The sequence below is a fragment of the Sphaerisporangium album genome (genome assembly GCF_003323745.1).
Taxonomy (GTDB): domain Bacteria; phylum Actinomycetota; class Actinomycetes; order Streptosporangiales; family Streptosporangiaceae; genus Sphaerisporangium; species Sphaerisporangium album.
In genome coordinates, this window is the sequence record NZ_QOIL01000005.1 from 1 (window position 1) to 26,429 (window position 26,429).

The 26,429-nt window shown below is 71.2% G+C and carries 25 protein-coding genes; 8 read left to right on the forward strand and 17 right to left on the reverse strand.

Annotation, left to right across the window (positions count from 1 at the left end; genetic code table 11):
- Positions 1-213: 213 nt before the first annotated feature.
- On the forward strand, positions 214-1,011 hold the full coding sequence (locus tag DQ384_RS10085; RefSeq protein ID WP_114028483.1) for a class I SAM-dependent methyltransferase: 798 nt from the start codon (positions 214-216) through the stop codon (positions 1,009-1,011).
- 307 nt (positions 1,012-1,318) lie between these two features.
- Here the strand turns inward: DQ384_RS10085 and katG are convergent, their stop codons facing one another.
- From katG to DQ384_RS10100, 3 genes are all read right to left on the reverse strand, one after another.
- The gene (gene katG / locus DQ384_RS10090; protein ID WP_114028484.1) at positions 1,319-3,550 is read right to left on the reverse strand and encodes a catalase/peroxidase HPI; all 2,232 of its coding nucleotides are present in this window, start codon (positions 3,548-3,550) and stop codon (positions 1,319-1,321) included.
- A gap of 51 nt (positions 3,551-3,601) precedes the next feature.
- Positions 3,602-4,039: a Fur family transcriptional regulator gene (locus DQ384_RS10095; RefSeq protein WP_114028485.1), complete on the reverse strand. Its 438-nt coding sequence runs from the start codon at positions 4,037-4,039 to the stop codon at positions 3,602-3,604.
- Positions 4,040-4,312: 273 nt separating this feature from the next.
- Positions 4,313-6,079, reverse strand: coding sequence for a glycoside hydrolase family 75 protein (locus tag DQ384_RS10100; protein ID WP_114028486.1), 1,767 nt, complete (start codon positions 6,077-6,079; stop codon positions 4,313-4,315).
- A gap of 369 nt (positions 6,080-6,448) precedes the next feature.
- Between DQ384_RS10100 and DQ384_RS10105 the strand changes: the two genes are divergently transcribed.
- On the forward strand, positions 6,449-6,898 hold the full coding sequence (locus tag DQ384_RS10105; RefSeq protein ID WP_114028487.1) for a DUF1931 family protein: 450 nt from the start codon (positions 6,449-6,451) through the stop codon (positions 6,896-6,898).
- Positions 6,899-6,924: 26 nt separating this feature from the next.
- On the forward strand, positions 6,925-7,242 hold the full coding sequence (locus DQ384_RS10110; protein WP_114028488.1) for a hypothetical protein: 318 nt from the start codon (positions 6,925-6,927) through the stop codon (positions 7,240-7,242).
- A 147-nt stretch (positions 7,243-7,389) separates the two neighbouring features.
- On the opposite strand, the gene DQ384_RS10115 is transcribed toward DQ384_RS10110, so the two are convergent.
- From DQ384_RS10115 to DQ384_RS10145, 7 genes are all read right to left on the reverse strand, one after another.
- Complete coding sequence (locus DQ384_RS10115) at positions 7,390-8,238, reverse strand: aldo/keto reductase (RefSeq protein ID WP_114028489.1); 849 nt, start codon at positions 8,236-8,238, stop codon at positions 7,390-7,392.
- Between the two features lie 260 nt (positions 8,239-8,498).
- Positions 8,499-10,586, reverse strand: a complete 2,088-nt coding sequence (locus DQ384_RS10120) for a catalase (RefSeq protein WP_114028490.1) — start codon at positions 10,584-10,586, stop codon at positions 8,499-8,501.
- A gap of 36 nt (positions 10,587-10,622) precedes the next feature.
- Complete coding sequence (locus tag DQ384_RS10125) at positions 10,623-11,201, reverse strand: DUF6789 family protein (protein ID WP_181871127.1); 579 nt, start codon at positions 11,199-11,201, stop codon at positions 10,623-10,625.
- A gap of 88 nt (positions 11,202-11,289) precedes the next feature.
- Positions 11,290-12,012 (reverse strand): MgtC/SapB family protein, encoded by a 723-nt coding sequence (locus DQ384_RS10130; RefSeq protein WP_114028491.1) that lies wholly within the window; start codon positions 12,010-12,012, stop codon positions 11,290-11,292.
- A 19-nt stretch (positions 12,013-12,031) separates the two neighbouring features.
- On the reverse strand, positions 12,032-12,823 hold the full coding sequence (locus tag DQ384_RS10135) for a helical backbone metal receptor (protein WP_220182875.1): 792 nt from the start codon (positions 12,821-12,823) through the stop codon (positions 12,032-12,034).
- A 111-nt stretch (positions 12,824-12,934) separates the two neighbouring features.
- Positions 12,935-13,879, reverse strand: coding sequence for a (2Fe-2S)-binding protein (locus DQ384_RS10140; RefSeq protein ID WP_147268724.1), 945 nt, complete (start codon positions 13,877-13,879; stop codon positions 12,935-12,937).
- A gap of 177 nt (positions 13,880-14,056) precedes the next feature.
- On the reverse strand, positions 14,057-14,578 hold the full coding sequence (locus DQ384_RS10145) for a RidA family protein (protein WP_220182876.1): 522 nt from the start codon (positions 14,576-14,578) through the stop codon (positions 14,057-14,059).
- Positions 14,579-14,741: 163 nt separating this feature from the next.
- Here DQ384_RS10145 and DQ384_RS10150 point away from each other — a divergent pair, with 163 nt between their 5' ends.
- Together DQ384_RS10150 and DQ384_RS10155 are read left to right on the forward strand one after the other, a co-directional pair.
- Entirely contained in the window at positions 14,742-17,303 is a 2,562-nt protein-coding gene (locus DQ384_RS10150) for a glycosyl hydrolase family 18 protein (protein WP_114028493.1), read from the forward strand.
- Between the two features lie 226 nt (positions 17,304-17,529).
- The gene (locus DQ384_RS10155) at positions 17,530-18,378 is read left to right on the forward strand and encodes an SGNH/GDSL hydrolase family protein (RefSeq protein WP_245966357.1); all 849 of its coding nucleotides are present in this window, start codon (positions 17,530-17,532) and stop codon (positions 18,376-18,378) included.
- 13 nt (positions 18,379-18,391) lie between these two features.
- Here the strand turns inward: DQ384_RS10155 and DQ384_RS10160 are convergent, their stop codons facing one another.
- The 4 genes from DQ384_RS10160 to DQ384_RS10175 all read right to left on the reverse strand — a co-directional run bounded on the left by DQ384_RS10160 (position 18,392) and on the right by DQ384_RS10175 (position 21,589).
- Entirely contained in the window at positions 18,392-19,180 is a 789-nt protein-coding gene (locus DQ384_RS10160; RefSeq protein ID WP_114028494.1) for a putative hydro-lyase, read from the reverse strand.
- A 120-nt stretch (positions 19,181-19,300) separates the two neighbouring features.
- A complete protein-coding gene (locus DQ384_RS10165) occupies positions 19,301-20,191 on the reverse strand; it encodes a 5-oxoprolinase subunit C family protein (RefSeq protein WP_425451437.1) in 891 nt (296 codons plus the stop codon).
- Positions 20,184-20,804: a 5-oxoprolinase subunit B family protein gene (locus DQ384_RS10170; RefSeq protein ID WP_114028495.1), complete on the reverse strand. Its 621-nt coding sequence runs from the start codon at positions 20,802-20,804 to the stop codon at positions 20,184-20,186. The genes DQ384_RS10165 and DQ384_RS10170 overlap by 8 nt, the downstream gene beginning before the upstream one ends.
- Positions 20,801-21,589 carry a LamB/YcsF family protein gene (locus DQ384_RS10175; protein WP_114028496.1) on the reverse strand — a complete coding sequence of 263 codons (789 nt, stop codon included), beginning with the start codon at positions 21,587-21,589 and terminating at the stop codon, positions 20,801-20,803. Before DQ384_RS10175 ends, DQ384_RS10170 begins: the two co-directional genes overlap by 4 nt.
- A gap of 148 nt (positions 21,590-21,737) precedes the next feature.
- Here DQ384_RS10175 and DQ384_RS10180 point away from each other — a divergent pair, with 148 nt between their 5' ends.
- The gene (locus DQ384_RS10180; protein WP_425451442.1) at positions 21,738-22,424 is read left to right on the forward strand and encodes a GntR family transcriptional regulator; all 687 of its coding nucleotides are present in this window, start codon (positions 21,738-21,740) and stop codon (positions 22,422-22,424) included.
- A gap of 34 nt (positions 22,425-22,458) precedes the next feature.
- A complete protein-coding gene (locus DQ384_RS10185) occupies positions 22,459-22,941 on the forward strand; it encodes a metallophosphoesterase family protein (protein ID WP_114028497.1) in 483 nt (160 codons plus the stop codon).
- A gap of 261 nt (positions 22,942-23,202) precedes the next feature.
- On the opposite strand, the gene DQ384_RS10190 is transcribed toward DQ384_RS10185, so the two are convergent.
- Together DQ384_RS10190 and DQ384_RS10195 are read right to left on the reverse strand one after the other, a co-directional pair.
- Complete coding sequence (locus DQ384_RS10190) at positions 23,203-23,394, reverse strand: hypothetical protein (RefSeq protein ID WP_114028498.1); 192 nt, start codon at positions 23,392-23,394, stop codon at positions 23,203-23,205.
- A 319-nt stretch (positions 23,395-23,713) separates the two neighbouring features.
- Positions 23,714-23,965, reverse strand: coding sequence for a hypothetical protein (locus tag DQ384_RS10195; RefSeq protein WP_114028499.1), 252 nt, complete (start codon positions 23,963-23,965; stop codon positions 23,714-23,716).
- 265 nt (positions 23,966-24,230) lie between these two features.
- Between DQ384_RS10195 and DQ384_RS10200 the strand changes: the two genes are divergently transcribed.
- The gene (locus DQ384_RS10200; protein WP_114028500.1) at positions 24,231-25,175 is read left to right on the forward strand and encodes a hypothetical protein; all 945 of its coding nucleotides are present in this window, start codon (positions 24,231-24,233) and stop codon (positions 25,173-25,175) included.
- Here the strand turns inward: DQ384_RS10200 and DQ384_RS10205 are convergent.
- Positions 25,145-26,098, reverse strand: a complete 954-nt coding sequence (locus tag DQ384_RS10205) for a sensor histidine kinase (RefSeq protein ID WP_220182878.1) — start codon at positions 26,096-26,098, stop codon at positions 25,145-25,147. The two genes, DQ384_RS10200 and DQ384_RS10205, sit on opposite strands and share 31 nt — an antisense overlap.
- Positions 26,099-26,429 lie beyond the last annotated feature (331 nt).

The following is a 26,429-nucleotide window of genomic DNA, read 5'->3' on the forward strand; positions in this document are numbered from 1 at the left end:
GCAAGCGATGGACCATGCGCTGGAAGGCGCCGTTGAACGCCTTCCAGATCGCCTTCGAAGGCCGCCTTACCCCCGCCAACCTCTAACCACTTCAACAACCAAGATCAGCCGTTAAATTGACACTCCCCCGGGACCGGGACGATCATCTCGACCGGACGGGTGGTTCATCGCGGGTGCGGTGGCAGTGTCGGTGCGGGTCTGTAGCCTCGCGGTATGGGCGACAGTGATCGGGAGCGGTTGCGGGAGACGTTCACCCAGGATGCCGAGTTGTACGAGCGGGCGCGGCCGGGGTATCCGGTGGCGATGTTCGATGACCTGGCCGAGGTGGCCTGCATCGGGTCCGGGTGCGGGGTGCTGGAGATCGGGTGTGGGACGGGGCAGGCGACGGTGCCGCTGGCCGAGTGGGGGTGCCGGATCGTCGCCGTCGAGCTGGGGGCGGCGATGGCCGAGATCGCCCGCCGCAAGCTGAGCCGGTTCCACCAGGCGGAGGTCGTCGTCTCGTCGTTCGAGGACTGGCCCCTGCCGGAGCGTCCCTTCGACGTCGTGTTGTCGGCGACGGCGTTCCACTGGATCGACCCGTATGTGAGGGTCGACAAGTCCGCCAACGCGATGCGCGTGGGCGGCACGCTGGCCACGATCAACACCCACCACATCGCGGGCGGGAGCGACGCGTTCTTCCGCGAGGTCCAGGAGTGTTACGAACGCTTCGACTCGAAGACGCCGAAGGGCATCACCCTGCCGCACTCGTCCCACGTCCTGCGCGACAGCGCCGAGCTGGACGACTCCGAGCGGTTCGGCCCGGTGCGCTTCTTCCGCTACGAGCGCGACATCGAGTACACGACCGAGCAGTACCTCGACCTCCTGCGCACCTACTCCGGCCACCGCGACCTGGCCCCCGACGTCCTGTCCGGCCTCCTCGACTGCATCGGCACCTTGATCGACACCCGCCACGGCAGCCACGTCACCAAGCGCTACCTCACCGAACTAAGAGTCGCCCACCGCGTGAAGTGAGCCCGCCGCCCTCCAGAAAATGGGCCTCGCTCCGCGAGGGCTGTGTTCTTCGGACGGGGAGACCGAGGCCGCGTTCGACCTCTACGTGATCTCCTTGCGCTGAGCCCCCGAAGCGATCAGTCGCGAGTGAGGACAAAGGTCTGGCCTTGCCTTCGTCATCCTGCCTCTACCGGCTTCGATCTCATGGGATTTCACTGATCGTGGCCGGATGATGACAGCGTGCGTCGCGTCGGAGATGGGCGATGTCGAGATCATTCGGACTGAGGGCGTCCAGGTCGGCCCGCGTGGGCCGACCTGGACGTCGGGGTCAGACGAGGTCGAAGCGGTCCAGGTTCATTACCTTGGTCCAGGCCGCGACGAAGTCGGTCACGAACTTCTGCTTGGCGTCGTCGCTCGCGTAGACCTCGGCGAGGGCGCGGAGCTCGGAGTTCGAGCCGAAGACGAGGTCGGCGCGGGTGCCGGTCCACTTGACCTCGCCCGTGGCGGTGTCACGCGCCTCGAACGTGTTGGCGTCCTCGGACGTCGCCTTCCACGTCGTGCCCAGGTCGAGCAGGTTGACGAAGAAGTCGTTGGTCAGAGCCCCGGGGGTCCTGGTGAGGACGCCGAGCGCGGACTGCTGGTAGTTCGCGCCGAGGACGCGGAGGCCACCGACGAGGACCGTCATCTCGGGGGCGCTCAGGGTCAGCAGGTTCGCCCGGTCGAGCAGCAGGTACTCGGCCGGGAGCCGGTTGCCCTTCGCGAGGTAGTTGCGGAACCCGTCGGCGGTCGGCTCCAGCGCGGCGAACGACTCCACGTCGGTCTGCTCCTGCGACGCGTCCGCGCGGCCCGGCGTGAAGGGCACCTCGACGTCGACGCCGGCGTCCTTGGCGGCCCGCTCGACGGCCGCGCCGCCGGCGAGAACGATCAGGTCGGCGAGCGAGATCCGCTTGCCGCCGGTCTGGGCGGCGTTGAAGGACTCCTGGATCCCCTCCAGGGTGCGCAGCACCGTCGCGAGCTGGTCGGGGTCGTTGACCTCCCACCCGTTCTGCGGTTCGAGGCGGACACGCGCGCCGTTGGCGCCGCCGCGCTTGTCGCCGCCACGGAAGGTCGAGGCCGACGCCCACGCGGTGGACACGAGCTGGGACACCGACAGGCCCGAGGCGAGGACCTGGCTCTTGAGGGAGGCGATGTCCCCGGCGTCGACGAGCTCGTGCGTCACCTCGGGGAGGGGGTCCTGCCACAGCAACGTCTCGGTGGGGACCTCCGGGCCGAGGTAGCGCACGACCGGGCCCATGTCGCGGTGGGTCAGCTTGAACCACGCCCGGGCGAAGGCGTCCGCGAACTCGTCGGGGTTCTCGTAGAAGCGCCGTGAGATCTGCTCGTAGACCGGGTCCACGCGGAGCGCGAGGTCGCTGGTCAGCATCGTCGGGGCGTGGCGCTTCGACGGGTCGTGGGCGTCGGGGACGGTACCCGCGCCGGCGCCGTCCTTCGGCTTCCACTGGTTCGCGCCGGCGGGGCTCTTGGTCAGCTCCCACTCGTAGCCGAACAGGGTCTCGAAGAAGCTGTTGTCCCACTTGGTCGGGGTGGGCGTCCAGGTGACCTCGAGGCCGCTGGTGATCGTGTCGCCGCCCTTGCCGGTGCCGAAGGTGTTCTTCCAGCCGAAGCCCTGCTGCTCGATGGGGGCGGCCTCGGGGTCGGGGCCGACATGGTCGGCCGGGCCCGCGCCGTGGGTCTTGCCGAAGGTGTGGCCACCCGCGATCAGGGCGACCGTCTCCTCGTCGTTCATCGCCATGCGGCGGAACGTCTCACGGATGTCGCGGGCCGAGGCGAGCGGGTCGGGGTTGCCGTTCGGGCCCTCCGGGTTGACGTAGATGAGACCCATCTGGACCGCCCCGAGGGGGTTCTCCAGCTCACGGTCGCCGGTGTAGCGCTGGTCGTCGAGCCAGGTGGTCTCGGGACCCCAGTAGACGTCCTCCTCGGGCTCCCACACGTCCTCACGACCGCCGGCGTAGCCGAAGGTCTTGAAGCCCATCGACTCCAGGGCGACGTTGCCGGCGAGGATCATGAGGTCCGCCCACGACAGCGCCTGGCCGTACTTCTTCTTGACCGGCCACAGCAGGCGGCGGGCCTTGTCGAGGTTGCCGTTGTCGGGCCAGCTGTTGAGGGGGGCGAAGCGCTGCTGGCCGGCCCCGGCGCCGCCGCGGCCGTCGCTGATCCGGTAGGTGCCCGCGCTGTGCCACGCCATCCGGATGATGAGCGGGCCGTAGTGGCCGAAGTCGGCCGGCCACCAGTCCTGCGAGGTGGTCAGCACCTCCGCGATGTCCCGCTTCACGGCCGGGAGGTCGAGGGTCTTGAACGCCTCCGCGTAGTCGAACTTCTCACCGAGGGGGTTGGCCACGGCGGGGTTCTTGGCGAGGATCTTCAGGTTGAGCCGCTCCGGCCACCACTGGCGGTTTCCGCCACCCTGCGTCGGGTGCGCAGCGCGCTCGTGCGCGACCGGGCAGCCACCTTCACTCCCCGCCTTCGCGTCAGTGACGATCGCATCATGGTTCTCAGACATGGAAATCCTTCTGATAAAGGGATCTAAGCGGATCTGAGCGGATCAAGGTGCTCAGGAACTGCGGGTGGTCGAACAGTCGGGGCACAGGCCCCAGTAGATGACCTCGGCCTCGTCGATCGAGAAGCCGTGGTCGTCGGAGGCGGCCAGGCAGGGCGCCTCGCCGGTCGCGCAGTCGACGTCGGCGACGACCCCGCACGACCGGCACACGACGTGGTGGTGGTTGTCCCCGACGCGTCCCTCGAACCGGGCCGGGCTGCCGGCCGGTTCGATGCGGCGTACGAGGCCCGCCGCGGTGAGCGCGTGGAGGGCCTCGTACACGGCTTGAAGGGAGATGTGGCCTACGCGATCGCGCACCCCGGAGGCGATCGTCTCGACGTCGAGGTGGTCACCGTGCCGGACGGTCTCGAGCAGTGCGACGCGGGCGGCCGTCACCCGCAGGCCGGCATCGCGCAACTCCTCGGCGGTGGACGGAGTCCTGGGGGCGGTCATGGCGCCAAACCTATCGCCATAAACGCGAAAGGTTCAAGAGAGCGAATTGCCCAAGTCTGCAGTCGCGTCAGGCGACGTCCGCCCCGGTGTGGCGTGACTTGCCGCATCCAGATGGCGGTTCTGGCCTCTGCCTCAAGAGATCGGTCGGCCGGAGGGCTCGCGCGGCCGAAACGGTGACGAGGCGAATCTCCGGGAGGCGGGGTGGGCTGGGAGCCGGAGGAGGTGCTCGGGCGGGCCCGGCGCAGGGTGCCGGGCCCGCCTGTGTGTCCGGGGCTAGTTGTTGTTGACGAACGTCTGGGCGAGCTGCTGGCCGAGGGTCACGGCCTGGGAGTGGTTCTGGACCTGGGCCACCTTGGTGCCGGAGCCGGTGAAGACGATGTAGGTGACGCCGGAGTCGGTGCCGCCGTTGCTCGGGTCGGGGTTGATGCCGAGGTCGGCGGCCGTCTTGTAGGACGCCTCGCCGATGATCCCGCTCGGGCCGGTGTCGCCCACCACGGCGTATTCGATCTGGTTGTTGTAGATCACCGCCACGACCGTCCCGCAGCCGATGCCCTTGGTGGTGTAGTTCCAGATGCCGCTGGTGCTGGGCACGACGACGTACGGGAGCTGCGCCGCGTTGAGCGGGCCGCCGGCGGTGGACTGGCAGGCGGTGTCGGGCTGGAAGCAGCAGTCGGTGTTCTCGTTGCACTGGGTGGTGCGGACGCCGTCGCAGTCGATGTCCATGTCGGCCTTCCAGTACACCGCGCCGGTCTTGTCGCAGACGGGCACCGTGGCCGTGCTGACGTCGCTGTCGGTCTTGTACTTGCCGTTGGAGATCTGGGTGCAGGTGGTCACCTTGGACAGGAGCTGGGCGGCCGTGACCCCGCCTCCGCCGCCGCCGGTCGTCGTCCCGGTGACGGCGGCGCTGCGGGCGGACTCGTTGCCCGCGGCGTCCACCGCGGTGACGGTGTAGGTGTGGCTGCTGGACGCGGCCAGGCCCGAGATGGTGGCGGCGTTCTCGCCCGGGATCGCCACCGCGGTGTTCCCCTCGTACACCTTGTAGCCGGTGACGCCGATGTTGTCGGTGGAGGCGTTCCAGGCGAGCGAGATGCTGCTGCCCGTGGTCGCGGTCACGCGGACGTTGCCGGGGACGCTGGGCGCCTGCGTGTCGGTGCCGCCGCCGACGCCGACGGTCAGCTTGTCGACGTTCGGGCCGCCGTTGGCCGTGGTGGCGGTGGCGCGGACGGTGTTGACGCCCGCGTTCAGCGTGGCGGTGAGGGTGCTGTCGGCCCAGGTGTCCCAGTTCGCGGTCGCGGGGAAGGAACGCCCGGCGGACACGACGGCGCCGTTGACCGCGATGTCCATCGGCCGGTCGACCGTCGTGCCGTTGGCGTAGCGGATCGTCAGCGTGGTGCTTCCGGCGGTGGCGGCGTTGACCGTCCATTCGATGGAGCCGCCGGTGACGTTGGTGTAGTCGACGAAGCCCGTGCCGGTGAAGCCCGTGTGGTTGGTCGCCACGGCCGCCTGCGACAGGGCCGCGTTCTCCGCCTGGTAGACGGTGGACGCGGTGTCGGAGGTGGTGGCCTCGATGTAGTCGAGGTTGGGGTTGCCGTTCGCGGAGGTCGCCGTGATCCGGACGGTGTTGGGGCCGGCGTTCAGGTTGGCGGCCACCGTGGCGGTGGCCCAGGTGTCCCAGCTCCCCGTCCCGTTGAAGGCGCGCGCGGCGGCGACGACCGCGCCGTTGACGGAGACGTCGGCCGGGCGGTTCACCGTGGTCCCGTTGGCGTAGTGGACGGCCAGCGTCGCGCTGCCGGCGGAGGGGACGTCGACCGTCCACTCCACGTAGCTGCCGGCGATGTTGGTGCCGTCGACGAACCCGGAGCCGGAGAAGCCGGTGTGGTCGGAGGCGACGACGCCCTGGGAGATCGTCGCGGTCTCGGCCTCGTACCGGGTGGTGGCGGCGGAGGCGAGACCTCCCGAGAAGAGCTGGGTGGCGAGGAGGGCGAGCAGGACGAGGGCGACGTGTGCGGGGCGCCGGAGCGCCGTCGTGAGGGGGTGCACGTTCAGCCTTTCTGCCGGGCCGCCCGCCCGGCACCCCCGAGGGCCGGGCGAGTGGCGCGGCGATGTCCGCGGAAGACAGTGGACCGTTCACGTGGATTGTTAGGAAAGCTTCCTATCGATTAATGATCGGACCATTCGCCAGGCCGGGTCGTCAAGGGGAGCGGGGGCCCAAAAATGATGCTTTGTCGTCATATGGCGGGCGAGCTACGGCGCGCGTCCGTGGCCGCGGCGCAGCGGGGCAGGTCGCTCGGACGGGCGCGCTTACTACTCGACCTGGGGATGTGCGGCGGGCGGAGGGTTCGCGACGATGCGAGGAGCGCCAGGGGCGTGCAATCGCCCGCCGGGCCCGCCCCGAGGAGATGACGCGACATGGTCGTAGGCGAGGTCACCAAGTTCGAGCGCTTCTTCCGCGCCGCCGCGGGGCTGGACGTCGACAAGCAGGACCTGAAGCGCTACTACGACTTCCTCAACCAGAAGGTGTACGACCTGCTGATCATCGCGCAGGCCGCCGCGAAGGCGAACCGCCGGGACGTGCTGGAGCCCTATGACCTGCCGGTCACCAAGGGCCTTCAGGAGATCATGTACGTCTTCCGCGATCTCGACCAGGAGATCGAGGTCGCGCCCGTCCTCGACCGGCTGACGGCCAGGCCCCCGCTCGACGTGACCCTCAGCGAGGAGACGCAGGAGCGGCTGCCCTTGGTGGTGGGAGGGCTGTCGATGGCGCTGGCCCGCGCCTTCAAGATCATCGACCCGGAGACGAAGAACCCGCAGACCCGGGACTGGGAACGCGTCCAGCAGCTCTTCGAGCTGCTGCTGTAGGCGCTCTAGGGAGAGGACGAGCACTGATGGCCGGCCACGACGAGAACCCCGGCGGCGAGAGGTCCCGGGAAACCAGCGGCGTCGCCGGCGTGGACGCCCGCGACGAGGACGCGATCCGCGAGGAGCTCCGCCTGGTGGACGAGGACCTGGCCCGCCTGCGCGAGACCGCCAGGGAACTGCGCGAGCGCATCGGCGACCGCGCCGACGCCCCCACCGACATGAACGAGATGGGGACGCTGATCAACATGGCCGATCAGCAGGACGCGTTCATCGCCACCCTCGAAGCCCGCCGCGAAGATCTCCTGAGCCGCCTCCGCGAGGCGACGGAGCACCACGCGCGCTGAGACCCGGACCTCCCCGGCAGGAAGCCGCGCGAGCTGTTGGCGCGGTATCGATATCGATCGCAGCGCGAGTGGCAAGAGACGCGAGTGGCGAGAGGGCCGTGGCCGGCCGCGTACGAAGCATCGGCGGCGCGCGACGTGCCCTTCGGTTCAGTGCGTCTCCAGAGGGACCTTGTGGAAGGGCGGGGGGAAGGCCTCGTCCAGTACGTACAGGTCGTTTTCGGTCAGGCGGATGCCTACGGCGGCACGGTTCTGGTACACGTGCCCAGGGGTCCCCATCTTGGGGATCGCGTTGACGTTGTCGTGCCGCAGCACCCAGGCGAGCGCCACCTGGGCCGGGGTGGCCTCGTGGCGTTCCGCGACGCCGCGCAGGGCCGGGCGGCCGAGCAGTTCGCCCTGTTCGATGGGGGAGTACGCCATGATCGGGATCTGGTACTCCCGGCACCACGGCAGCAGGTCCCATTCGATGCCGCGCCTGGTCAGGTTGTAGAGCACCTGGTCGGTCTGGACGCCCGCGCTGCCGCGAAGCCGGGAAAGCTCCCGCATGTCGGGGACGTCGAAGTTGCTGACGCCCCAGTGCCGGATCAGCCCCATGCGCATGAGCTCGGCGAAGCCCGAGAGGGTCTCGGCGAGGGGAACGGGGCCGCGCCAGTGCAGCAGGTAGAGATCGAGGTGGTCGGTGCCGAGGCGGCGCAGGCTGCCCTGGCAGGCGGCGATCGTCCCGTCGTGGGTCGCGTGGGACGGCAGGACCTTGCTGACCAGGAACACCTCGTCCCGGCGCCCGGCGATGGCCTCGCCGACGAGCGCCTCGGTCGCGCCGTCGGCGTACATCTCGGCGGTGTCGATGAGCTTCATCTCCAGGTCCAGGCCGAGGCGCAGCGCCGCGATCTCCTGCTCGCGCGAGGCAAGGTGCTCGGCCATGTGCCAGGTTCCCTGACCGAGTACGGGGATCGCCTCGCCGGACGGGAGCGTCACGGTCGGCATGGTGGTCAGCAGCATGGGGATCTCCTCCCCGCGAGCGTGGATTTGATCTTCGATGTGCGCTGTGCCCTCGACGAGGCGTGTGCCAGGCCGTCATGGGGAGCGTGTGCCGATGTCGGCGGACGCGCACCGGAGGCGCGACGCGCCGTTCCTCTCACCGTACGCCTGGGCGGTCGCGGGCCCTGTGGGCAGGCCGGAGGAGGGCCGCCCCGCACGCCGAAGGGCCGCCTCCCACGCGGGAAGGCGGCCCCCGGAAGGCGACCCTCACGGCGGGCCGGTCACGCCGGGACGGGACGTGTCGCGCGGCGCGGGAAGCGGTGTGCCGCGACCGCGGCCGCGAACGCCGTCACGAATCCCTCGATGTCCGACTCGGACGTCACGATCACCCCGCGCGTGGGGTCGGGCGCGACCCGGGCCAGGTCGAGCAGGTCGGCGCCCTCGCCGATCGCCCCCACAGGCTTGCCGTGCTTGTACGCCTCGGCCACGAAGTGCACCGCGTCGCCGTCCTCGGCCAGCGCGCGCACGCTCTGCGCCCCGCCCGGCACGACGACCGCGTCGAACAGCACCGACGCCGTGGTCGGCATGGGCCTGGTGACCATGAGCTGCTCGCCGGCCGCGGCCCGTACGGATCCGCCGTGGGCGGCGAGGACCTCGCAGATGGCGCCCCTCATGGTCAGCTCGGCCATGAGGCACCGCACGTGCGAGGCGTCGACGCCGTCCGCGACGAGGAACGCGATCTTCCTGGTGGCGATGGTGTCGGCGGGTTCGTGGTCCATGCTGAGCGCCGGCGAGCTGCGGCCGTGGTTGGGACGCAGCGGCGTGCCCGGCGCGTCCACACCGATGCCCTCGGCGACGGCGACGGCGAGTTCGTGGTCGACCTCGTTGAGGTTGCGCACGACGCCCTCCTGCACGTGGCGGGCCGTGACCTTGCCGAGCTCGAACTGGAAGGCGGCGACGATGTGCGCGCGCTCCCAGTCGGACATGCTGTTCCAGAACAGCGTGGCCTGGCTGTAGTGGTCGCTGAAGCTCTCGCTCCGCTTGCGGATCTTGTACCCGTCGACCCGCTCCTGGTAGTGGTGGTACGCGCGCCCGTCGGCGGGCACCGGCCAGCCGCCGTCCAGCGAGTTCGGGTGGTACGCCGCCTTTCCCTTGTCGATCCGCATCTGGTGGTAGCCCTCGCGGTGATGGTTGTGGACGTCGATGATCGGGCAGTTGACCGGGATCTGCGGGAAGTTCGGCCCGCCGAGCCTGATGAGCTGCGTGTCGAGGTAGGAGAACAGGCGGCCCTGCAGCAGCGGGTCGTTGGTGAAGTCGATTCCCGGGACGACGTTGCCGAGGTGGAAGGCGACCTGCTCGGTCTCGGCGAAGAAGTTGTCCGGGTTGCGGTCGAGCACCAGCCGCCCCACGGGACGCAGCGGCACCAGCTCCTCTGGGATGATCTTCGTCGCGTCGAGGAGGTCGAAGTCGAACGCGAACTCGTCCTCCTCGGCGACGAGCTGCACCCCCAGCTCGTACTCGGGGAAGGCGCCCTGCTCGATCGACTCCCACAGGTCGCGGCGGTTGAAGTCGGGATCCTTGCCCGCGATCTTCTGCGTCTCGTCCCACACCAGGGACCGCTTGCCGAGCTTGGGCGTCCAGTGGAACTTCACGAACGTCCCCACGCCGTCCGCGTTGACGAGGCGGAAGGTGTGCACGCCGAACCCCTGCATCATGCGGAAGCTGCGCGGCAGCGCCCGGTCGGACATCAGCCACATCATCATGTGGGTGGTCTCCGGCTGGAGCTGGACGAAGTCCCAGAGCGTGTCGTGCGCGGACGACGCCTGCGGGATCTCGTTGTCCGGCTCGGGCTTCACCGCGTGGACGAAGTCGGGGAACTTGATGGCGTCCTGGATGAAGAACACCGGCATGTTGTTGCCGACCAGGTCGAAGTTGCCCTGCCGCGTGTAGAACTTGGTGGCGAACCCCCGTACGTCCCGTACCGTGTCGGCGGAGCCGCGCGACCCGGCGACGGTCGAGAAGCGGACGAACACCGGCGTCCGCAGGCCGGGGGTGGTGAGGAACTCCGCGCGGGTGAACAGGGACAGGGAGTCGTCGTAGGGCTCGAAGTAGCCGTACGCCCCCGAGCCGCGGGCGTGCACGACGCGCTCGGGGATCCGCTCGTGGTCGAAGTGGGTGATCTTCTCCCGGAAGTGGAAGTCCTCCATCAGCGTGGGACCGCGCTCGCCGGCCTTCAGCGAGTTGTCGGTGTCGTCGATGGGGATGCCCTGGTCGGTCGTGAGGACAGTGTCCCGCTTGTCGACCCGGAAGGGGTCGAGCCGCCTGTCCTTCTCCGTGCGGTGGTCGCCGTGGTGTTCGTCGCTGGTCATCGTCGTAACCCCCGATCAGACGTCGATCGATGGACCTCAGGCCCGCCCGTCGTGGGCCGCCGGCCACGGGCTTCGCGCGGGGGAGGCGCTGAACGCCTCCTCGCGGCGCCTGTCCGGCGGCGTAATCGGGGGAGTACGCCCGTCCGGGCGGTACGTTCGCGTGGCGCGGGATCGCTCGCGGCGGCGCAGGGCGTTGTACGCGAGCACGAGCGTGGCGCCGTAGACGACGTGCGCCGCCATCATGGTCAACTGCCGCCCGGGCCGGTCGCGGTGGGCGGGTGGCAGAATGCCCGCGCTGGGCACCCACCCTTGATAGCTTACGACCCAGATGCCGAGGCCGTACATGACCCCCAGCGGCACCCGGGGCTCGCGGCGGCCGGTCGCGGCGGCGAACACCGCGCCGCAGAAGCCGCCGTAGGCGAAGTGCGAGATGACCGCCAGCGGCCGTTCTCCGGGCTTGGGAAGGTGCTTGTGGCCCGGGAGCGCCGCGCGGACGATGCGCTTCGGCGGGTGCTCCCCCATCAGCCCGGCCCGGTCCGCGGCGAGCATCACCGCGCTCATCGCCGCCGTGGCGAGCAGTCCGCCGACGCCGCCCTTGACAAGGTTGCTCGTCATTGCGGCTACGTGCCCCCGGTCGAGGACGGCAAACCCGGGATCAAGCACATCGCCGCAGGTCATGGGCGTTGTGTGGGTATCGCCTTGGTCAAGGGAACGACGAGTCGGCGTCGTGGCCGGCGACGGCGAGCACCCCGTCGATCTCGCTCAGCGTCGCGATGAGATGGGGGACGGACCCGGGGCCGTGCAGGCTGACCCACACGGTGATCGTCCGGGGGTCCTCGGCCCTGCTCTGCTGGTCGATCGCCACTTCGCTCAGGCTGAACCCCTGGCCCGTGCACTCCTGCATCACCCGCCGGAGCGCGCCCCGGCCCTCGGTGTACCGCAGGTGAAGCCGCGAGGGCGTGTACTTGGACGTCGGCAGCGCCCGGGCCAGCGGCCCGAGGAGGTACATCGTCGCGAAATGTCCCGCGGTGACGACAAGGGCCAGCAGCCACAGACCGGCCCCGGCCGCCATCCCCACGCCGGCCGTCAGCCAGATCGTCGCGGCGGTGGTGAGCCCGCGCACCGCGTCGCGCCGGATGAAGATCAGGCCGGCGCCGAGGAAGCCGATGCCGGAGACGATCTGCGCGGCCACCCGCGACGGGTCCAGGGCGATGTGGGAGCCGAGGACGTCGGAGAAGCCGTACTTCGACACGATCATGATCAGGGCCGCGGCGAACCCGACCGACGTGTGGGTGCGCAGCCCGGCGCTCTTCTGCCGGAGCTCCCGCTCGACGCCGATCGCCGCGGAGAGCACGAACGCGAGGGCGAGCTCTCCGATCTGCCGCCAGCCCTGCCCGGAGAGCTCCACCAGGTATGGCAGCCCCATCGACCCAGATTAGTGCAGGTCAGGGCGCTGGGGCCGCAAGGCGTAGCGCCTCGGCGAGTACGCCCGGCGCCTCGGCCAGCGACGGCCCGTACCAGGTGAGGTGACGGCCGCTCACGAGCGCCGCGGGGACGCCGGGGAAGAAGCCGGGGCCGTCGTCGGCGGTGAACCGGTACGGCTCGTCCGGCAGCACGACCAGGTCGGGGGCGGCGGCGAGCAGCTCGGGCAGCGGGATCTTCGGGTACCGCTCCGGGTGGCCGGCGTAGATGTTCTCGACGCCGAGGCGCAGGAGCACGTCGCCCAGGAAGGTGTCCCGCCCGGCGACCATCCACGGCTTGCGCCACACCGGGATCACGGCCCGCCGGGTGCCCGGCACGTCCCCGGCCGCTCGCCACGCCCGCTCGGCGGCGGTCAGCCACGGCGGCTCCGGCAGGCCCATCGCGCCGGTCAGCATGCGCCGCAGGGAGGACAGCGCGTCGTCGAGCGTCCGCACGACGGTGACCCAGACCGGGACGCCCGCCCCGCGCAGCGCGTCGAGGTCGGGGACGCGGTTCTCCTCCTCGTTGGCCACCACCAGGTCGGGGGCGAGCGCGATCACGGCCGCCACGTCGGGGTTCTTGGTGCCGCGCACGCGGGTGACGTCGAGATCCCCGGGGTGGGAGCACCAGTCGGTGGCGCCGACGAGCAGCCCGGGAGCCGTGGCCGCGATCGACTCGGTGAGCGACGGCACCAGCGAGACGACCCGGCGGACGCGCGCGGGCAGGGGCACGGGCAGTCCGAGGTCGTCCTCGGCGAGCCCCGCGCGTGCGTTCACCGTGGGCCTCCCGCCCCTGGACGGCGGTTCACCGGGAGCCTGACGCGATTCATGGGGAGCCTGACGCGGTTCACGGGAGCCTGACGCCGTTCGCCGGGAGCCTGACGCGGTTCACCGGGAGCCTCCGGTCAGGCGTTCCCATCGGGCCGCGCGGTCGGGGTCGGGGATCAGGGCGCAGTCGTCGCAGTACCCGCCGGCCTCGACGCGGTAGTAGAGGCAGCAACTCGTCCGGACGAACAGGTGTGTGCCGGGCGCGGGTTCCACGAGCCGGCCGGTCCCCGCGAGGACGCCGAGCCTCAGGACGTCGCCCACCAGGCGTGCCGCGCCCGGCGCGAGGTCGGGACGGGCGAGCGGCAGCGTGCGGAGGACGCCGGCCAGGGCGGAGGCGGCGTTGCCCCACAGCAGCCCGGCCGCGATCCTGCTGACACCGCGGAAGGCCTCGACCAGGGGTTCCAATATTTCGGTCACCACCGTCCGGTACACCAGCTCGGTCACCTGACCGTTTCCCGCGCCGGGTCCTCCGACGAATCCGGCCTCACCGGCGGGCGAGGTGCCGGTTTCGGGGCCGGGTGCCGTCCAGGTTCCGGGGGCGCCGCCGGTCACGGAGGACGGGAGGACGAGCCAGCGCATGGTGACGGGCGGCGCCCACAGGGGCAGCGGCCCGGTCGGGACCGGACGCCACAGCAGGTGCCCGGGCGCGGCGGCCGGGAGCAGCCTGTAGGCGGTGACGGTGCCGACGACGGGGGACCACACGCGGGCCGCGAGCCCCTGGAACAGGATGGACGCCCCGACCCGGTCCTCCTCGGCGCCGAGCCGCCGCCCGTAGTCGGTGATCCGGGCGCGCAGGGCCTCGGTGTCGCGGGACAGCTCGCGCAGGGGCCGCCAGAGCGGCTCGTCCTCGCGCCCGGCGTCCGACGAGACCTCGAAGTACGGCCCGATGGCGGACACCTCGGCCAGCGCCTTCGTGACCAGAGCGGGCTCGGCGGTCACCGTGCCGGCGGGGAAGCCTTCCGGGAGGCCGCCCGGAGACGGAGATGGAGGCGGAGATGTCGTCACACCCGTATTCTTCGTCACCCGCCGTCCCGGGCCGTGGCCGGCCTCGGGTGTGGTCCGTCGTGCGTCATCGGCCGGCTGCTCGTCCCCGTCACCGGCCCCGCCTCGTGCTGTCACCCGCCGCGGTCCCGCTTCGCCGCGTCGGCGGTCCCGTCCACGGCCCGGCTCCGGGCCCCGCGGTCAGACGGCCTCCATGATCTCGTGCATGAGGTCGCCGTCCGCCAGTTCCGTCGCGACCCGGGCGGGGACGGCGGCCATGCCGTCGATCTGGACGGTCAGCTCGGGCGTGCTGAGGCCGGCGAGCACCGCGATGGAGTTGGTGGGGTAGCCGCCGTTGGGGTACCAGCGGGCGAACGTCTGGTGCCGCGCGAGCCTGCTGCCCTCCAGGTGCTCGGCGCCGGCCAGCATCGTGAACAGCCGCACCAGGTGCTCGGGCCCCGCGCCGGCCGACCTGAGCAGGGTCTCGATGTTGGCGTAGATCTGCAGGCTCTGGGTCTGGGCGTCCGGCCCGGCGAGCGTGCCGTCCGGCAGCAGCCCGAACTGGCCGGCGATCATGATGAGGTCGTGGCCGGCCGGTACGGAGACCAGGTGGCTGTACTGGGCGACCGGCGGTGCCACGCCGGGCGGATTCCAGCGCCGGATCATCGTCCCCTCCTCGGCCGGTGTCGGATGGACGGTCACCCGGAGGATGCCGTCGATCACCGATGGTATTCGCGCCGATCACCGAACGCGGGGTAACCGCGCTGAAGTTCCAGGTGATCCTCTTCGCGGGGCGCCCGGCCGTTTTGGGTCTTGCCCGTGGGTGGGCCCGGAGTTATGTTGCACGCAACTCTTAGGAAACTTTCCTAAAGGAAAGAGCTCCCACATGCGCCGATTCTCCGTTGTACTGCTGCTCGCGCTCGTGGCGACTGCCCTGGCGATCCCCGTGAACGCGGCGGCGGCCCGCCTCACCGCGGCGTTCACCCTGACCGGCACCCAGGGCAAGTTCGTCGTGAGCAACCCGGGCACCACCGCCGTGACCGGCTGGTCGATCCAGTTCGACCTCCCCGCCGGAGTGACCGTCTCCAACCCCCAGAACGCCACCGCCACCCAGAGCGGGACGCGCGTCACGCTCAACCCGGCGTACTACATCGCCACCGTCCAGCCGGGCAAGAACACCGAGCCGTACAGCCCGGCCTTCACGTTGAGCGCGGCCGCGCAGCCGGCGAACTGCACGATCGGCGGCGCCAACTGTGACGGCAGCGGAGACGACCCGCCGCCCCCGGCGCCGGTGACCGCGACCTACTCCGCCTCGGGGACCCGCGGCACGTACGTCGTCAACAACAACACCGCCACCGCGCTGAACGGCTGGTCGATCACGTTCGACCTGCCCTCGGGCGTCACCGCGAGCGGCGCGCAGAACGCGACGATCAGCCAGAGCGGCACCCACGTCACGCTCACGCCCGTGTACTACAACACGACGATCGGCGCGAACCGGAGCACCGAGCCGTACAGCCCGTCGTTCACGCTCAGCAGCGCGTCGGCCTCGCCGTCGAACTGCCGGGTCAACGACGTGCGCTGCGACGGCGCGGCCGACACCCCGCCCGGCGCGCCCGGGAACCTGCGCTCGCCGGTCAAGACCACCAGGACCGTCTCGCTGGCGTGGGACGCCTCCACCGGCGGCAGCCTGCCGATCACCGGCTACCAGGTCTACAAGGGCGCCGAGCTCGCGGCCACGGTGACCGGCACCGCCGCGACGGTGACCGGCCTCACCCCGAACACCGCGTACTCGTTCACGGTCAAGGCCAAGGACCTCAAGGGCAACCTCGGCCCGGCGAGCGCCGCCCTCGCGGTGACCACGAGCAACCCGGCGGACGACACCCAGGCGCCGACCGTGCCCACCGGCCTGCGCAGCACGTCCACCGGCCCCGCCGAGATCGCGCTCGCGTGGACCGCCTCCACCGACAACAAGGGCGTCGCCGGGTACGACGTCTACAACGGGCCGACGCTCGCCACCAGCGTCATCGGCACCTCGGCCACGGTCACCGGCCTCTCGCCGTCCACCGAGTACACCTTCACCGTGCGGGCGCGCGACCTGTACGACAACCTCTCCGCGCCGAGCGCCGCGCTCAAGGTCAGCACGACCGACGTCATCGGCAGCGGCTACGCGCGGGTCGGCTACTTCGTGCAGTGGGGCATCTACGGCCGCCAGTACTTCGTGAAGAACCTGGACACGACGGGCGCCGCCGCCAAGCTGACCCACCTGAACTACGCGTTCGCCAACATCGACCCGCAGAACCTGACCTGCCTCCAGGGCGTGACCCGGGGCACGACCGCCAACCCGCAGGACCCGAACCAGGGCGACGGCGCGGGCGACGCGGACGCCGACTACGGGCGGCCGATGAGCGCCGCGCAGTCGGTGGACGGCCAGGGCGACACCGGCTGGGAGAGCCTGCGCGGCAACTACAACCAGCTCAAGAAGCTCAAGGCCAAGTACCCCAACCTCAAGATCCTCATCTCGATCGGCGGCTGGACGTACTCCAAGTACTTCTCCGACGTGGCGGCCACAGACGCGGCGCGCAAGAAGTTCGTGGCCTCCTGCATCGACACCTACATCAAGGGCAACCTGCCCGTCTACAACGGCGCGGGCGGCCCCGGCAGCGCCGCCGGCATCTTCGACGGGATCGACCTGGACTGGGAGTGGCCGGGCGCCGAGGGGCACGCGGGCAACCACATCGGGGCCAATGACAAGGCCAACAACACCCTGCTGATCGCCGAGTTCCGCAGGCAGCTCGACGCGCTGACGCTGGAGACCGGCAAGCGCTACCAGCTCACCGCGTTCACCCCGGCCGACCCGGCGAAGATCGCCGCAGGCTGGGACCTGGCGGAGGTCGCCAAGTCCCTGGACATCTTCAACGTGCAGGGCTACGACTTCCACGGCGCCGGCAGCGACAACTCGTGGGAGCCCAACCGGACCGGCCACCAGGGCAACCTGTACGCCGACGCCGACGACCCGTACAACTTCCACTTCAGCGTGGAGAACGCGATCAACGTGTACCTCCAGGCCGGGGTGAACCCCCGCAAGCTGACCATCGGCCTCGCCTACTACGGGCGCGGCTGGCAGGGCGTGGCGGACGGCGGCAGGTTCGGCGAGTGGCAGTCGGCGACCGGCGCGGCGCCCGGCCAGTTCCAGGAGGAGGCGGGCACGCGCGGCTACGCCAACCTCGTGGCGAGCGTGCCGGGATGCACCGTGCGGCACGACGAGGTCGCGGTGGCCACGTACTGCTACACCGGCAACGGCGGGCAGTGGTGGAGCTTCGACGACACGTGGGCGATCCAGAAGAAGGCCGCGTGGCTGCGATCGAAGAACCTGCTCGGGGCGATGATCTGGGAGATGTCCGGTGACCCGGGCACCCTCACCACCGCCCTGGACGCGGCGCTGAGGTAGCGCTCCAAGGCCCTGCGGACTTGTCAGACGGATCGCGGCCGGTCGTCTTCCGGGGCGGCCGGCCGCACCGTTCGCGGTGGTCAGGTCCCGGCACGGGCGCCCGTGCCGGGACCTCACCGATGTTACCTACGGGTCAGTAATTTGTAATGGGAACTTGTAAATCAGGTCAAGCGGGCTGACATTCTGATCAACCGTTGCCACGGGGGATCAGCCCCAGGAGGCCCGCTTGCCAGTCCCGCGCCCCACCCCCAGCCTTCGCGTCATCGCCGTCCTCTCCGCTCTCGTCAGCCTGCTGGCCGTCGTCGCCGTGGTCGCCGCTCCCGCGACCTCGGCCGCCGCGCCGCCCGTCCCCACGTCCATGGCGTCCATGGGCGACTCGATCACCCGCGGCTTCAACGCGTGCGGGTTCTACGTCGACTGCACGTCCCGGTCGTGGTCCACCGGGTCCACCTCTTCCGTCAACAGCCACTACCTGCGCATCCGCGGCGTCTCCCCGTCCCTCGTCGCCTACAACGACGGCAAGACGGGCGCCCAGGTCGCCGACATGACCGGCCAGGCCCAGCAGGCCGTCTCCCAGCGCGTCGGTTATGTCACGATCCTCATCGGCGCCAACGACGCGTGCACCTCCTCGGAGTCCACGATGACCTCGGTCGGCGACTTCGAGGCCCGGTTCCGCTCGGCGATGAGCACGCTCACGACCGGCCTTCCCGGGGCGGCGATCTTCGTCGCCAGCGTTCCCGACGTGAAGCGGCTGTGGGAGGTCGGCAAGGACAGCACCGCCGCCCGCACGGCCTGGTCGGCGTTCGGCATCTGCCAGTCGCTGCTCGCCAACCCCACGTCCACCAGCGCCGCCGACGTCGCGCGGCGCGACCGCGTGCGCCAGCGCGTCGCCGACTTCAACGCCGTGCTCGCCCGCGTGTGCGGCGAGGTGGCCACCTGCAAGTACGACGGCGGCGCGGTGTTCAACTACCGGTTCGCCCTCTCCCAGATCAGCACCTGGGACTACTTCCACCCCAACACCACCGGCCAGCAGGTGCTCGCCTCGGTGACCTACGCCGCCGGTTTCGGCTGGTAGGGATCACCAGGCGTCAGGGCACCACGTAGGCGTCGTCCCGGGCATCGGTGATCGCCATGTGCCCGGGCGCGTGCCCGATCGCGAAGGGCGGCCGTGACGCGGTCACGGCCGCCTGCGGCGTCACCCCGCAGGCCCAGAAGACCGGAAGCTCGCCCGCGCGCACCTCCACCGGGTCGCCGTAGTCCGGCCGACCGAGGTCGGTGATGCCCAGCGCCGCCGGGTCGCCGACGTGCACGGGGGCGCCGTGGACGGCGGGGTAGCGCGAGGTGATCCGCACCGCCGTCGCGACCAGCCCGGACGGCACCGGCCGCATCGACACCACCAGCGGCCCCGACAGGTCCCCGGCCGGGCGGCACTCGCGGTTGGTCCGGTACATCGGGACGTTGGTCCGGGCCTCGAGGTGGCGTACCGGCACCCCGGCCGCCAGCAGCGCCGCCTCGAACGTGAAACTACAGCCGATCAGGAAGCACACCAGGTCGTCGCGCCAGTACGCGCGCACGTCGGGCACCTCGGCGACCTGCTCGCCGTGCTCGTACACCCGGTAGAGGGGGAGGTCGGTGCGCAGGTCGCCGTCGAAGATGGAGGCGGCGTGCTCCCCGGGCTCGGTCACGTCCAGCACCGGGCACGCCCGCGGGTTGCGCTGCGCGAACAGCAGGAAGTCGTAGGCGCGGTCCCTGGGGACGGCGAGCAGGTTGGCCTGCGTCCAGCCCGCCGACCAGCCGGAGGTGGGGGTCACCACGCCCTCGCGGAAGGCGGCGCGCGCGTCGCGCGGGGTGACGAGCGCCGGATCGAGCAATGTCATCATCTCTCCGTTCTGCCTGTTCGCCGTCCGGCCGCGCCGTCCGCGACCGTCCCGACCGAGAACCCCCGCCCGCGTCGTACGGGCGAGGCGGGAACCGGAAGCCCGTACGGGCGGGCGCCTCTAGTGCGGGCTCAGCCGGAACCGGACCCGCTGGCCGGGGCGGACCTGGGCCGCGCGGTCCACGTCCCGCGTGCGCACCACCGCGATCACCGGATAACCCCCGGTCACCGGATGGTCGGCCAGGAACAGCGTCGGCTGCCCCGACGGCGGCACCTGGAGCGCCCCCGGCACCATGCCCTCCGGCGGCAGCTCCCCGTCCCGCACGCGTTCCAGTACCGGCCCGCGCAGCCGGATGCCGACCCGGTTGCTGTCCGCCGTCACCTCGTACGGCTCCGCGCACAGCGCCCGCAGCGCGCCCGAGGTGAACCAGTCGTCGCGCGGCCCCGGCAGGACGGCGAGCAGGGGCACGTCGTCGCGCGGCTCGGCGACCGGCGCCAGGTCGACGCCGGGGAACCGCCCGGGCGGCGGGCCGACCGGCAACAGCGTGCCGGGCCTGGGCAGCTCCGGGCCGAGCCCCGCCATGAAGTCCGTGGCCCGCGACCCGAGGACCACGGGCACGTCCAGCCCGCCCCGGACCGCCACGTACGTACGCAGACCGCACCTCGGCACCCCCAGCCGCAGCGTCGCCCCGTCCGGCAGGCGCTCGACGGCGTGGTGGCCGATGTCGCGCGCCCGCCCCGACGCGTCGACCACCGTGGCCCTGCACGGCGCGCCGCTCAGCGCGATGAGCAGGTCGCCGTGGGCGCGGACGGCCAGGCCGCCCAGCGTCACCTCCAGGGCCGCCGCGCCCTCGGGGTTGGCCAGCAGCCGGTTGGCGAGCCGCAGGGAGCCCCGGTCGGCCGCGCCGGAGCGTCCCACGCCGAGATCGCCCCGCCCGGGACGCCCGAGGTCCTGCACGCTCGCCATCGGCCCGGTGGCGACCACCTCCAGCAGGCGGGCCGCCTCACCCACGACGGACCTCCACGAACCGGACGCGCGCGCCGGGCCGCAGCAGCGCGGGCGGGTCGGCGGCGACGTCCCACACCGGCAGGTCCGTGCGGCCGATGAGCCGCCATCCGCCGGGGGACTCGCGCGGGTACACCGCGCTGAACCCGGCCGCCAGCGCCACCGCCCCGGCCGGCACCCGCACACGCGACTCGGTCCTGCGGGGGACGCGCAGCCTGGGGTTGCCGCCGACGAGGTAGGCGAACCCGGGGGCGAAGCCGGAGAACGCCACCGTCCACGGCATGCCGGTGTGCGCCTCGACCACCTCGCGCTCGGACAGCCCCGTCAGTACGGCGACGTCGGCGAGGTCGTCCCCGTCGTAGACCACGGGGACCGTCACCTCGCCCGCCGCCACGCGCGGCCCCGCGGCCGGGCGCGCGTTCAGGACCGCCGACTCGACCGCCCCCCAATGGGCAGGGGGCTCGAAGCGCACCAGCAGGGTGCGCGCGGCGGGGAGGAGGTCGGTGACCCCGCGCGGAGGGTCGGCCGCGAGCGTGTCGTACAGGGCGAGCACCTCCGCCGCGCCGCCCAGTTCGACCAGGACGGCCTGGTCGCCGCAGCGCCGGAACCGCGGGTTCATCCGTTCCTCACATGGCTTACGAAAGGAGCGACCCGGCACCCGGCCTCGGCGAGCGTCTCGCGGACCCTGCGTGCCATGGGCACCGGGTTCGGGCTGTCCCCGTGGACGCAGATCGACGCCGCCCGCACCCTCAACGGCGTGCCGTCCACGGCCTCCACCGGCTCGCCCTGGACCAGGCGCAGGCAGCGCCGCGCCACCGCCTCCGGGTCGTGCAGCACCGCGCCGGGAAGGCCGCGCGGCACCAGCGTGCCTTCCGGGGTGTAGGCGCGGTCGGCGAAGAACTCGGCGATAGGGGTGAGCCCGGCGGCCTCGGCGATGCGCAGCCATGCCGAGCCGGGCAGGCCGAGGACCGGCAGACCCGGGTCGTAGGCCCGGACCGCCGCCACGACGGCGGCGGCCTGCACCTCGTGGTGGACGATCGCGTTGTAGAGCGCGCCGTGCGGCTTGACGTACCCCACCCGGCCGCCGGCCAGGCGCGCGAACGCGTCCAGGGCGCCGATCTGGTAGATGATCTCGTCGGCCAGGTCTTCTGGCGGCACCTCGATGAAGCGGCGCCCGAAGCCCGCCAGGTCGCGGTAGCCGACCTGCGCGCCGATCTCGACCCCGCGCGCGACGGCCGTCTCGCACGTGCGCCGCATGATCGTCGGGTCTCCCGCGTGGAATCCGCAGGCGACGTTGGCGCTGGTGACGATGGCCAGCAGCGCCTCGTCGTCGCCGAGCTCCCAGCGGCCGAACCCCTCACCGAGGTCGGAGTTGAGGTCGATCGTTTCGATCAGGCGAGACATGTCGTGCTCCGGGGTTCGCTGTTCTCATTCCAGTGTGGTCGTTCCGCGCGTGTGTGACACATTCAACATAAGGATCGTTCTACGATCTGACAATAGCCTGGTGCTAAAATTCTTCCGTCCACGACAGGGAGAGGGCGGAACGGTCGTGATCGATAGCGCGGAGGCGGCGGCCGAACGGCTGGCCATGGATCGCGACCTGCTCGGGCGCACCAGCACGGCCGAACGCGTGGCGGCCATCCTGCGCGAGCGCATCACCGAGGGCGTCTTCGAGCCCGGCGCGCGGCTGTCGGAGGAGACGATCGGCACGGCCCTCGGCGTCTCCCGCAACACGCTGAGAGAGGCCTTCCGCCTGCTGTCCCACGAGCGGCTGCTCGTCCACCAGCTCAACCGCGGCGTGTTCGTCCGCCGCCTCACCGCCGAGGACGTCGTCGACCTGTACCGCGTCCGCAGGCTCGTCGAGTGCGCCGCGATCCGGGGCGCCGTCCCGCCCTCGCCGCAGGCGCTGGCCGCCCTGCGCGAGGCGCTCGCAGAGGCCGGGCGCGCGGCGGCGCAGGAGCGCTGGCACGACGTCGGCACCGGGAACATGCGCTTCCACCAGGCCGTCGTCGCGCTGGCGGGCAGCGAGCGGCTCGACGAGATGATGCGCCAGGTGCTCGCCGAGCTCCGGCTGACCTTCCTCGCGATGAAGAACCCGCGAGCCTTCCACGAGCCCTACATCGGGCGCAACCGCGAGATCCTCAAGCTGATCGAGGCCGGTGACGCCGGGGGAGCCGAGCGCCTGCTGGACGACTACCTCGCCGACGCCGAGGCGCAGCTCGTCCGCGCGCATTCCTGAGCCGCCGGCGCGCCCGCGCGGGTAGGGGACCCTCATGAGAGTGGTGGCGTTGTCGGACACCCACGCCCCGAGGCGGTGGAAGGCGTGCCCGCCCAGGGTGGCCGAGTACCTGCGCGGGGCCGACGTGATCCTGCACGCCGGGGACGTGTGCACGGCGTCGGTGCTGGACGAGCTGGCCGCCTACGCGCCCGTCCACGTCGTCAAGGGCAACAACGACGGCCCTGACATCCTCGCCCCCGAGACCCTGGAGCTGGACCTCGACGGGCTGCCGGTCGCGATGATCCACGACAGCGGCGCGGCGGCGGGCCGCTGGGCGCGCATGCGGCGGCGTTTCCCCGGCGCGCGGCTCGTCGTCTTCGGCCACTCGCACATTCCGCTCGACCACGAGGAGCAGGGCCTGCGCATCTTCAACCCCGGCTCGCCGACCGACCGCCGCCGCCAGCCGCACGGCACGATCGGCCTGCTCAGCGTCGAGCGCGGGCGCCTGCTGTCGGCCGAGATCGTGCCCGTGACCTGAGGGCGCGGCGTCGGCGGGGGTCCGTGGTCCGCGCGGTCCTTCCGGGCGGATGAAATCGGGGGTGTCAATTCGCGCATTCAGTCGCGTGGCGGCGCGGTCATTACCGCGGCGGGGTTGATTCCGAGTTACGCGCGGGTGTGCGCGGCGCGTTATTTCGGCGACGGGCGGCCGTCCGAGCCGGACGCCCAATAGGGGGCCCAAAAGAAAGAACGGCCGGAGCCTCCGCTCCAGCCGTCTCGTCCTGTCCGCCCGATCAGGCGATCATCCCCAGGGGGTGTTGCCGTTCTGCGTCGGCGTGGGGGTGGGGGTCGCGGTGGTGCCGTCGGCGAGGTTCACGACCGCGGTGGGCTGGGCACTTGCGACGATGGCCGTCGTCGTGAGGGCGGCGCCGCCGGTGGCGATGGCCGCGAGAACGATGATCCGGGTGGCGGTGGTCTTGATGTGGTTCCTCATCGGGCTGACCCCTCGTCTGTGGCCGGTGGCTCACGTCAGTGCCGTTTTCCTGCTCGCAATGACGAAGTTATTAGGGGTCGCTATCCAGGCTCTATCGGCATGCTTCTGCGGCGCCGGGGCCCATGGGGGTTCTTCGATAGCGGCATTCCGCGCAGTACGGATGGGATTATTGGGAAAAGGTGGGCTCCTGTGACTGCGGAGGCGGTCATTCGGGCGACCGGTGCGGCGTCCCGGGGACGGGTCGCGGCCGCGCGCGTCAGGCGAGGGGCGGCGCGACGATAGTGATCTTCGGGGGGCGGGGCCGCGGGGGCCGCCGGGATCAGAACCCGACGCCTCGGTCGGACTTGAAGGGGCCCAGCCACGCCAGGACGACGCTTCCGAAATTCACCAGAATGGTGTGCGGCGGCCGGTTCGCCGTCTCGCTGACCAGAAGCCTGACCACCGCCCCGTCCTGCATCCACGAGGCGAGGTCGTCCTCGCTGGGCTGGTCACCGTGCAGGCGGAGCATCTGGTCGTGGGCCTGCCCGGTCATGCGGATGTGCAGTTCGCACGTGGGGTCGGTGTCCGCCATGGATGACCGTCCGGGTGATATCGACCGCGCTGGAAATGACCGGCGTGGAACCCAGCGTACTCTCCGCCGAATCGGTACCCAAGCGACACCCCTATCGATGAACGGCGAAAGAGCTTAAAAGCTCCTGATCTATCCCTGTGACCCCTATAGGGGGATATTTCCTTGACGATGCCCATCCTCGATCGCAAAGTCACAGGGGAACTGATCGCCCATCGGTATCCAGCCTCCCCGACTCCCCTGACCTTCGATCTTGTGAGGGTGCGTCATGACGTTGACCGAAGCCGCCGACAGCCACCGTTCCCCCGATTCCCCCGCCGTCGCCGCCCGAAGCCGGGCCCGTCTCGTCCTCCTCAGCGTCCTCGCCGGCGCGGTCGCCGCCTCCCTGTGGTCCTTCCACTTCGTCGACAGCGTCATCGGCGACAACGTCGCCAACACCCTGCTCGGCTACGACGCCAAGGGCACCGCCATCACCGGCGTCGTCGCCGGGGCGATCTTCGCGTTCGTGTCCGGGCTGGCCGGCACGTTCACCGCCTGCAACGTGGCCGCGTTCGGCGCGGTGATCCCGCTGGTCCGCGAGGGCGCGTCCTGGCGTGCCCGCCTGCGTGAGACGCTGCGCCCGCTCAGCCGCCTCGCCCTCGGCATGATCGTCGTCAGCGGGGTGTACGGCGCCGTCGGGGCGCTCCTCGGCGAACGCCTGCCGCAGCTCTCCCAGGCGACGGTCGGCGACGGCCTGCCCGTGCGGCTGCTCCAGGCGTCCGTGGTCTTCGGGCTGGTCGGGCTGGCCTTCATCTGGCTCGGCCTGGCCTCGCTGAAGATCGTGCCCGATCCACTGGCGGGGCTGGAGCGCCGCTACCCGAACGTGCGCCTGGTCGTGCTGGGCGCGCTGGTCGGCGGCTTCCTCATCGGCCGTCCGTTCCCGCTGTTCCACAAGTTGTTCGAGTACGCCGCCGAGATCCACAATCCCCTGTACGGGGCCGCGGTGTTCATCCTGCAGTCCCTCGGCAACATCGTCGTGATGGCGGTGCTCTTCGCCGTCCTCATGCTCGCCGCCCGCGGCCGCTTCCCCCGGTGGCTGGCGGCCAGTCCCGGACGCCTGGCGACGGTCGGGGCGGTCGCCTTCCTCGTCGCGGGCTCGTTCACCCTGATCTACTGGGACATCCGCCTGCCGTCGATGTTCGGCTACGGCTGGTATCCGGTCGTCCCCTGGTAGGTCCTCGCGAGATCGAAGTGCAGGCGCACGCTGGTGCCCGAAGGGCGATGGTGGATTCGCACCAGATCGGCCAGCTCGTTGACGATGACCAGGCCGCGGCCCCGCGTGGTGTGGTCCGGCGGGGGGATCCGCCCGGCGAGTGGGTCGGTGAGGAGCCCCGAGTCGTCCAGCTGGCACACCAGCGTGCCGTCTTCGAGCCAGACCGTCACCGTTCCGGGTCCGCAGGTGTACTCGGCGGTGTTGGTCGCCAGCTCGTTCATCGCGATGAGAAGATCGCCGACGCGGCGCTCGTCCAGCCCCGCGGCCGCGCCGCAGTCGGCGAGGAAGGCGCGCACGCCCGGGAGCCCGCCCGTGCCGTTGAAGGTGTGGGACGCGGCGTGCGGCGGGGGCGCGGGCAGCGGCTCGTCGAACAGGGCGGCGGTCTCCACGGGGTCGGTGTAGCCGGGGCTCGGCCACGTGCTCGCCGCGTCCTGGAGTATGGGGTGCGTGCGCTCGGCGTCGGCGAGCGCGTGCTCCTCCAGCGCCGTGACGTCGTAGGGGCAGAGGATGGTCGCCTCACGGCCGGCGAAGGCGGCGTTGATCAGGGCCTCGTGCGCGGCGCAGGCCGGGTACTCCAGCTCGGTGCGGCCCTTCCAGATCGGCTCCCCGATGATCCAGACGCGGCGCCCGGGGTGCGCGTGCGCGAAGGCCAGCAGCACCGACGGGATGATGCGGCCGGGGTTGCGGCCCGCGACCGCCATGTCCGCGAACACGACGCCGCCGGCGTCGTCGCCGAGCCGTGCGCGGATCGCCTCGCCGCCGCCGGGCACGGCCACCATGGCCGGGTCGCCGAGCGCCAGCGCCTCCCGCAGGAACGCCGCGCAGAGCGACGTGTGCTCGATCTCGTCGCGGTAGAACAGCCCTACGTGCCGGAACGGTTCCACGGACGCCCGTTCCGGTGATGACCGCGTCACAGCGGTTCGCCCGCCATGGCGGTGACGCGGGCCTCCCGCGCCTCGGTCTGCCGCAGACGCTCCTCGCCGGGAAACGCCCTCGTCGTCCAGCTCATTCGCCTACCACCCTGTAGTCCCGCATATGCACTTCCCCGTGCCGCGGTGATTTCACGCCGGCGGCCTCTCGATCACGCGAACGGGTGGCGACGGGTGATGGACCTCCCTTTCCTCCCAAGTGAACCCCACTTGTCCCGCTTTAGGCAAAGCACACAGGGGGAGGCCCTTGTCATGACCTGCTCGCGTCCGTATATTCGGAGACGAG